Source organism: Fulvivirga lutimaris, from assembly GCF_009711525.1.
GTDB lineage: Bacteria > Bacteroidota > Bacteroidia > Cytophagales > Cyclobacteriaceae > Fulvivirga > Fulvivirga lutimaris.
Genome location: NZ_SMLV01000303.1, coordinates 1 through 7,073, shown reverse-complemented (window position 1 = coordinate 7,073; position 7,073 = coordinate 1). Strand labels below are relative to the sequence as shown.

Annotated in this window: 9 protein-coding genes; 4 read left to right on the top strand and 5 right to left on the bottom strand. The window is 38.5% G+C overall.

Features of this window, described 5'->3' with window-relative positions; genetic code table 11:
• Both E1140_RS05675 and E1140_RS05670 read left to right on the top strand, forming a co-directional pair.
• The coding region (locus tag E1140_RS05675; protein ID WP_185153445.1) for a LytR/AlgR family response regulator transcription factor at window positions 1-261 on the top strand (261 nt) is incomplete at its 5' end.
• Window positions 262-328: 67 nt separating this feature from the next.
• A complete protein-coding gene (locus E1140_RS05670; RefSeq protein WP_155180083.1) occupies window positions 329-1,909 on the top strand; it encodes a peptide chain release factor 3 in 1,581 nt (526 codons plus the stop codon).
• Here the strand turns inward: E1140_RS05670 and E1140_RS05665 are convergent, their stop codons facing one another.
• Window positions 1,910-2,374 (bottom strand): DUF4268 domain-containing protein, encoded by a 465-nt coding sequence (locus E1140_RS05665; RefSeq protein ID WP_155180078.1) that lies wholly within the window; start codon window positions 2,372-2,374, stop codon window positions 1,910-1,912. It abuts the gene before it with no gap.
• A 105-nt stretch (window positions 2,375-2,479) separates the two neighbouring features.
• On the opposite strand from E1140_RS05665, the gene E1140_RS05660 reads away from it, so the two are divergent.
• Together E1140_RS05660 and E1140_RS05655 are read left to right on the top strand one after the other, a co-directional pair.
• Window positions 2,480-3,157, top strand: coding sequence for an RluA family pseudouridine synthase (locus E1140_RS05660; RefSeq protein ID WP_155180075.1), 678 nt, complete (start codon window positions 2,480-2,482; stop codon window positions 3,155-3,157).
• 6 nt (window positions 3,158-3,163) lie between these two features.
• A complete protein-coding gene (locus E1140_RS05655) occupies window positions 3,164-3,466 on the top strand; it encodes a DUF6787 family protein (protein ID WP_155180073.1) in 303 nt (100 codons plus the stop codon).
• A gap of 33 nt (window positions 3,467-3,499) precedes the next feature.
• Here E1140_RS05655 and atpC read toward each other — a convergent pair whose 3' ends face one another.
• The 4 genes from atpC to E1140_RS05635 form a co-directional block, all read right to left on the bottom strand.
• The gene (gene atpC, locus E1140_RS05650; RefSeq protein ID WP_155180071.1) at window positions 3,500-3,745 is read right to left on the bottom strand and encodes an ATP synthase F1 subunit epsilon; all 246 of its coding nucleotides are present in this window, start codon (window positions 3,743-3,745) and stop codon (window positions 3,500-3,502) included.
• Window positions 3,746-3,790: 45 nt separating this feature from the next.
• Entirely contained in the window at window positions 3,791-5,299 is a 1,509-nt protein-coding gene (gene atpD / locus E1140_RS05645; protein WP_155180069.1) for a F0F1 ATP synthase subunit beta, read from the bottom strand.
• A gap of 115 nt (window positions 5,300-5,414) precedes the next feature.
• Window positions 5,415-6,626 (bottom strand): sensor histidine kinase, encoded by a 1,212-nt coding sequence (locus E1140_RS05640; RefSeq protein ID WP_155180067.1) that lies wholly within the window; start codon window positions 6,624-6,626, stop codon window positions 5,415-5,417.
• Window positions 6,627-6,699: 73 nt separating this feature from the next.
• On the bottom strand, window positions 6,700-7,073 hold a 374-nt coding region (locus tag E1140_RS05635; RefSeq protein WP_185153444.1), incomplete at its 5' end, for an ABC transporter permease.

The following is a 7,073-nucleotide window of genomic DNA, read 5'->3' as shown; positions in this document are numbered from 1 at the left end:
AAAGATATCTTATATGTTGAAAGCCTGAAAGATTATGTGATGGTACGTACTGGCAACGAAGACTTAATAGTACACCATAACTTGCAATCTTTCACCGAACTTTTACCAAAAGAAGGTTTCATAAGAATACATCGGAGTTACACCGTGTCCTTAGAAAAAATTAAAGCTATAAATGGCAATCAGGTGGAAATTGCTGGAAAAATGCTGCCAATTGGCCGCAACTACCAGACTGATGTAAAAAAACAGATTCTTAACAGCTAAGGAAAATTAAATATCGACATCCTTCTTCATTTAAAGATGCATACCTTTGCAGCTTTGAAAATTTACTATGGCAATCAAAGAGGAAATAGCAAAGCGAAGAACGTTTGGTATCATTAGTCACCCGGATGCTGGAAAGACCACTTTAACAGAGAAGTTACTGCTGTTTGGTGGAGCTATTCAAACTGCAGGTGCGGTAAAGTCTAATAAGATTAAAATGCATGCCCGTTCTGACTGGATGGAGATTGAAAAGCAAAGAGGTATATCTGTGGCTACCTCGGTGATGGGCTTCAACTATGACGGCATGAAGATCAACCTTTTGGATACTCCGGGTCACCAGGATTTTGCTGAAGATACTTATAGAACATTGTCAGCGGTTGATAGCGTAATAATGGTAATTGACTGCGTAAAAGGAGTTGAGATACAAACTGAAAAGCTCATGGAAGTTTGTAGAATGCGTAATACGCCCGTATTATGTTTTATCAACAAACTTGATAGAGAAGGGCGTGATCCTTATGATTTGCTGGATGAAATTGAAGCCAAGCTTGACATCAAGGTAAGACCGCTTTCGTGGCCAATAAGCATGGGAAAAACCTTTAAGGGTGTTTACAGCCTTTTCAGTAAAAGCCTTCATTTGTTTGTGCCTAGTAAATCTAAGATTGAATCTGATGGATTGAATATTGATGATATTAATGATCCTAGAATTGATAAAGAAGTAGGTGTTAATGATGCTGCGCAGCTAAGAGAAGATGTAGAACTTATTGAAGGCGTATATCCTGAATTCAATGTCCAGGATTATCTTGATGGTAAAGTAGCACCAGTATTTTTTGGTAGTGCTGTAAATAACTTTGGCGTTAAGGAGCTACTGGATAGCTTCATAAAGTTAGCACCACCACCTAAAGCCAGAGAAACTGAGGAAAGAGTGATAACCCCTGATGAGAGTAAATTCTCAGGGTTTGTTTTTAAGATTCATGCTAACATGGATCCTAATCATAGAAATAGAATTGCCTTTATTAGAATATGCTCTGGCAAGTTTGAAAGAGGTAAAACCTACCACCACGTTCGAGCTGATAAGAAGATTCGCTTTTCTAATGTAACTGCCTTTATGGCACAGGAAAAGGAGTTGGTTGATGAGGCATGGCCAGGAGATATTGTTGGTCTTTACGATACTGGTAATCTGAAAATTGGAGACACCTTGTCGGAGGGTGAAAAGGGAATATACAAAGGTATCCCAAGCTTCTCACCAGAGATTTTTAAGGAGGTAGTCAATAAGGATGCCATGAAAACCAAGCAATTGGAGAAAGGGCTGAGTCAGTTGATGGAAGAAGGTGTTGCACAGCTGTTTACCTATGAGCTCGGTTCCAGAAAAGTTGTAGGCACAGTAGGAGCACTACAGTTTGAAGTTATCCAACATAGGCTTAAGCATGAGTATGGAGCTTCATGCGATTTCATGTCAATGAATCTTTATAAGGCATGTTGGATTAGCAGTAAGGACAGAAAGAAACTTAATGAATTTGTGGCTTCCAAACAGCGCCATATAGCTAAAGATAAGGATGGTAAGTTGGTGTTTATGGCCGAGTCAAGATCATGGCTGACAATGGTTCAGGATAATTTTCCTGAAATAGAATTCCACTTTACTTCTGAGTTTTAACTACCTCAAAGCATCAAAACTGTATTTGGCATCAGCCCAGAATTCATCTAATTTGATAATTCTGGGTTTTAAAAACTGAATGAGTTTAGGCCAGTCCGCCTCTTTCATAACATTCAGATTTGGCTCTGTAAGATATATTCTGGAGAAGGTCTTACCCGACTCATCGTCATATTTTAAAGGCTGCCAAATCCATTCTTCTTCCATTACACTGTGGAAGTATGTTTTCAATTCCAGAAATTGCTCGAAGAAGAGCTCCTGAATGCCTTCACCTGGATGATGCAGTTCAATACCTATATAAGCCGATTTGTCAACATTATCCATTTTGAAGAATACATGTTTTAAGCCAGTTCGATAGTTTATCCAATTGACTTTTAAACCTTCAGCGGACAAATGTGGCGACAAGTATTGACCAAAGGTGGTCCAGAATTTTCTTTTTATGGTAGAAGCTTCTTCCCGACTATACATAAGGCAAATTTAGCCACCTCATTTTATAAACTATCCATCTTCAATTCTCTATTGCGATATTTTAATTCTTATTTTTGAGTTGATTTTAAAATTAGAAGGTTGCTTATGTCTATTAAAGCTATAGTTCTGTATGAAGACAATCACTTGCTGGTGATAAATAAACCTGCTGGCAGCCTTGTGCAGGGTGATAAAACTGGGGATTTAACCCTTGCTGATGATTGTAAGTCATACATCAAAGAGAAATATAAAAAGCCAGGAGATGTATTTCTGGGAGTGGTTCATAGATTGGACAGGCCTGTAAGCGGAGCGGTAATTTATGCCCGAACATCTAAGGGATTGGAGCGAATGAACAAGCTCTTTCATGACAGAGCGGTAAACAAAACCTACTGGGCCATCACAAAACATAAACCGCCTTCAACTGAAGGTGAGCTGATTAACTACCTAAAAAAGAACAGCGAACAAAATAAAGTAAGCGCATATAACAAACCTGGTAAAGGTGCTCAAAAAGCCGTGCTAAACTATAAGATGATAGGCAGGATAGGGGAGTTCTACTTGCTTGAAGTTAAACCTGAAACTGGCAGGCCTCATCAAATCAGAGTACAGCTGGCAAAAATGGGATGCCCTATTTTTGGTGATTTAAAATATGGTGGTGAGAAATCGGAGAACAAATCGGCCATATACCTTCACTCCAGAGAGGTTACATTTGTTCACCCTGTTAAAAAGGAGAACGTAATAATAACAGCTGCAGTACCTAAGGATCAAATCTGGGGACTCTTCAAATAATTGTTGATGCTTGAAAGATTAAAGAAGAAATGGGAAGTAAATACCTGGCAGGCAATTGTCATATTACTGGTATTTGCCTGTACTGGTTTTACAGTTATGTTTTTGAAGGAGCCTGTTCTCTCTCTAATAGCAGCAAAGCAGGATAGAAGCATCTGGTTTGCAGTAGTGTATTATATCCTGATCTTGCCAGTTTATAATGTTGTTCTTCTTTGTTATGGTTTTCTATTTGGCCAGTTTGACTTCTTTTGGAAATTTGAAAAGCGAATGTTTTCAAGAATGACTAAAAACAAAAAAGCAGATTCTAATTAAAGAATCTGCTTTTTTTATAATTAGCAAATATTGTTATTCAGCAAGTCCGTCTGCCAATACAATAATTTTATTGTTTAATACTTCAACTACTCCACCGGTTATTTCAACGCTATCTTCTCCCTTAGCACTTTTATAAACCAGGTCACCCTTCTTTAAAGTACTTACTAAAGGTGTGTGGTCATTCAATACTTGAAACAAACCATCAACACCAGGGAAAGTAACGGAAGTTACCTCGCCAGAAAATACCTTTTTTATTGGAGTTACAACTTCTAAAAACATAGTTTGAAATTTAAAAGTCCCGTTTTTACACGGGACTAATCAAAATTATTTTTTCGCTTCAGCCATCATTTTCTCACCTTTAGCAACAGCATCTTCGATGGTTCCTACAAGGTTGAAAGCCATTTCTGGAAGGTGGTCATATTTACCATCCATAATTTCGTTGAAGCCTTTGATAGTATCTTTAATATCTACCAATACTCCCTGAAGACCAGTAAACTGCTCTGCAACGTGGAATGGCTGAGATAAGAATCTTTGTACCCTTCTAGCCCTATGTACTACTAATTTATCTTCGTCAGATAATTCATCCATACCAAGGATGGCAATGATATCTTGTAATTCTTTATATCTCTGGAGTGTTTCTTTTACTCTTTGTGCACAGTCATAATGCTCATCACCTAATACTTCAGCACTCAAAATTCTTGAAGTAGAATCCAATGGATCCACCGCTGGGTAAATACCTAGCTCAGAAATTTTTCTTGAAAGTACAGTTGTTGCATCAAGGTGAGCAAATGTTGTAGCAGGAGCAGGGTCAGTTAAGTCATCCGCAGGTACGTAAACGGCCTGTACAGAAGTAATAGAACCTTTCTTAGTAGAAGTAATTCTTTCCTGCATGGCACCCATCTCAGTTGCCAATGTAGGCTGATAACCCACAGCAGAAGGCATACGTCCTAGAAGTGCAGACACCTCTGATCCAGCCTGGGTAAAACGGAAGATATTATCAACGAAGAAAAGAATGTCTTTTCCTGGTCCTTCTCCATCTCCATCACGGAAATATTCAGCAACAGTAAGACCTGAAAGTGCTACTCGAGCTCTTGCCCCTGGAGGCTCATTCATCTGTCCGAAAATAAATGTTGCTTTTGATTCTTTTAATTCTTCCTGATCAACTTTAGAAAGATCCCATCCTCCTTCTTCCATAGATTTCATGAACTCTTCACCGTAGCTTACGATGCCTGATTCAATCATCTCACGAAGTAAGTCATTTCCTTCTCTCGTTCTTTCTCCAACACCAGCAAATACTGATAGTCCTGAATATGCTTTCGCAATGTTGTTAATCAATTCCTGGATCAATACGGTTTTACCAACACCGGCACCACCGAACAAACCAATCTTACCACCTTTTGCATAAGGCTCGATGAGGTCAATTACTTTAATACCTGTGTAAAGTACTTCAGTAGAAGTTGATAGGTCTTCGAATTTAGGAGCTGGTCTGTGAATTGGAAGAGTAGTTTTTCCTTCAGGTTGTTTGATACCATCGATAGCCTCTCCAATTACATTGAAAAGTCTTCCTTTGATGTCATCACCAGTTGGCATAGCAATAGGAGCACCAGTATCGGTTACTTCCATTCCTCTTACCAAACCTTCAGTACTCTCCATTGAGATCGTTCTCACTCTATCTTCACCTAGGTGTTGCTGACACTCAAGAACTACTTTTTGACCATTATCTTTAGTCACTATTAGTGAGTCTAGAATGTTGGGCAATTTAGCACCTTCAGTGTCAAAACTAACGTCTACTACGGGGCCAATTACCTGGGTAATTTTACCAATATTTGCCATTTTTTATTGTTTATTAGAAATGATTAAAAGCCTCAGCTATTTCAGACCGCAAAACTACATTTAAAATTCTATATACCAAAGCCAGATTTAGACTTTTAATGTTAAACCTCAATCGCTAGTTATGAAGCACAATTCTGAAGGTAGTGCCTTGGCCTTCTTCAGATACTTTTACGAAGATTTTTCCTTCATGATAGACCTCTATTATCCTTTTAGCAAGGGTAAGGCCTAGCCCCCAACCCCGTTTTTTGGTGGTAAAGCCTGGGTTGAATACTTGCTTTATTTTTGACTTCTGAATTCCTTTTCCAGTGTCAGCGATATCTATAAAAATACGCTTTTCACTGCCCTTTAAGATGTTGATAAATATAGAACCGCTTCCACCCATGGAATCGACAGCATTTTTGCATAGGTTTTCGATTACCCATTCAAAAAGTGGGGGATTTACCATGCCCATTATATTAGGCGTAAGCGCCAGCACACTGATATTCACTTTTGGAGATATTCTGGGTTTTAGATAAGCAATTATGTTTTTAATAAGTGGTTCAAGTGCTTCATTATTTAGTACCGGTGTAGAACCGATGTTGGAAAACCTTTCTGTAATGACTTGAAGTTTTCTAATATCTTTATCCAATTCATCAATGAGGCTTTTGTTTTTGAAATCCTCATCATCTTTAAAGTATTCCATCCATGCCATAAGGGATGAGATAGGCGTACCTAGCTGATGTGCTGTTTCTTTTGCCAGACCAACCCAAACCTGGTTTTGCTCTGCAGCTTTGGAGTAGTTAAATGCCATATAAGAGATAAATGCAAAAATGGCGATTACTGAAAGTTGAATGTATGGGTAATAAGTTAGTTGAGTCAAAAGAAATGAGTTCTCATAATAGATGTATTGTACATCATAGATTTCATTGGTATCCTTATCTCTAAGCCTTATTTCTACAGGATCAAAGGTTCCTTTCATGCTTTCCAACCTATCACGAAGGGTATTATAAGTTTGGCTCTCTGAAACGCCATCGAGATCAATGTTACGATAGCTGGTAATGCTGTCATTTTCATCAACCAGAATGGTCGGTATTGAATTGTTCTGAAAAAGAATCTCCTCTGTTATAAAATAGAGGTTATTGTTCTGAGACTCATTAACAGTATATTCCAGCGCCTTTGCAAATAGTTCTATTTGCCTTTTTTCACGATCCTGGAGTTGTTCTACCAGAATGCTGGTGTAGAAAATCGAACTAAAACTGATGACTACAGAGAATGCAAGGACTATCCATTTAATCCTGGACTTGTTTGAGTAAATATCAAAGCCTGTTAATTTATTGGTTGTAGACATCTGGCAGGATTAAATTAAAACAAAAAAACCGGATAGTAAACGCTATCCGGTTTTTGAATTGTGGAAACAGGTTTTAATTCTTCATCATAAACCATTTGGCAAGTACCTTATAGTTCACTTTTGTGCCATGCATAAGTATACCTACTCTGTATATTCTTCCTGCCAGCCAGATAGTGAACACAAAGCCTCCTATTAAGAATAGCATGGAAAGCGCTAGCTCCCATAGAGGCACTCCGAACCCAATCCTGCCCATCATAACAATAGGGGAGGTGAATGGAATCATGGATAGCCAGAAGCTCATAGTACCATTTGGATCATCGAAAACGAACATGGTCATTCCGAAGAAACCAATAATGATTGGTAGCATTATGGGCAACATAAATTGTTGCGCATCAGCTGGCGTGTCCACCGCAGAGCCAACAGCTGCGAATAGTGCTCCATATAAAA

Bases quoted from the DNA above. Each gene is read 5' to 3' on its own strand.
- E1140_RS05670 (WP_155180083.1), top strand. From the start codon at position 329: ATGGCAATCAAAGAGGAAATAGCAAAGCGAAGAACGTTTGGTATCATT.
- E1140_RS05665 (WP_155180078.1), bottom strand. From the start codon at position 2,374: ATGTATAGTCGGGAAGAAGCTTCTACCATAAAAAGAAAATTCTGGACC.
- E1140_RS05660 (WP_155180075.1), top strand. From the start codon at position 2,480: ATGTCTATTAAAGCTATAGTTCTGTATGAAGACAATCACTTGCTGGTG.
- E1140_RS05655 (WP_155180073.1), top strand. From the start codon at position 3,164: ATGCTTGAAAGATTAAAGAAGAAATGGGAAGTAAATACCTGGCAGGCA.
- atpC (WP_155180071.1), bottom strand. From the start codon at position 3,745: ATGTTTTTAGAAGTTGTAACTCCAATAAAAAAGGTATTTTCTGGCGAG.
- atpD (WP_155180069.1), bottom strand. From the start codon at position 5,299: ATGGCAAATATTGGTAAAATTACCCAGGTAATTGGCCCCGTAGTAGAC.
- E1140_RS05640 (WP_155180067.1), bottom strand. From the start codon at position 6,626: ATGTCTACAACCAATAAATTAACAGGCTTTGATATTTACTCAAACAAG.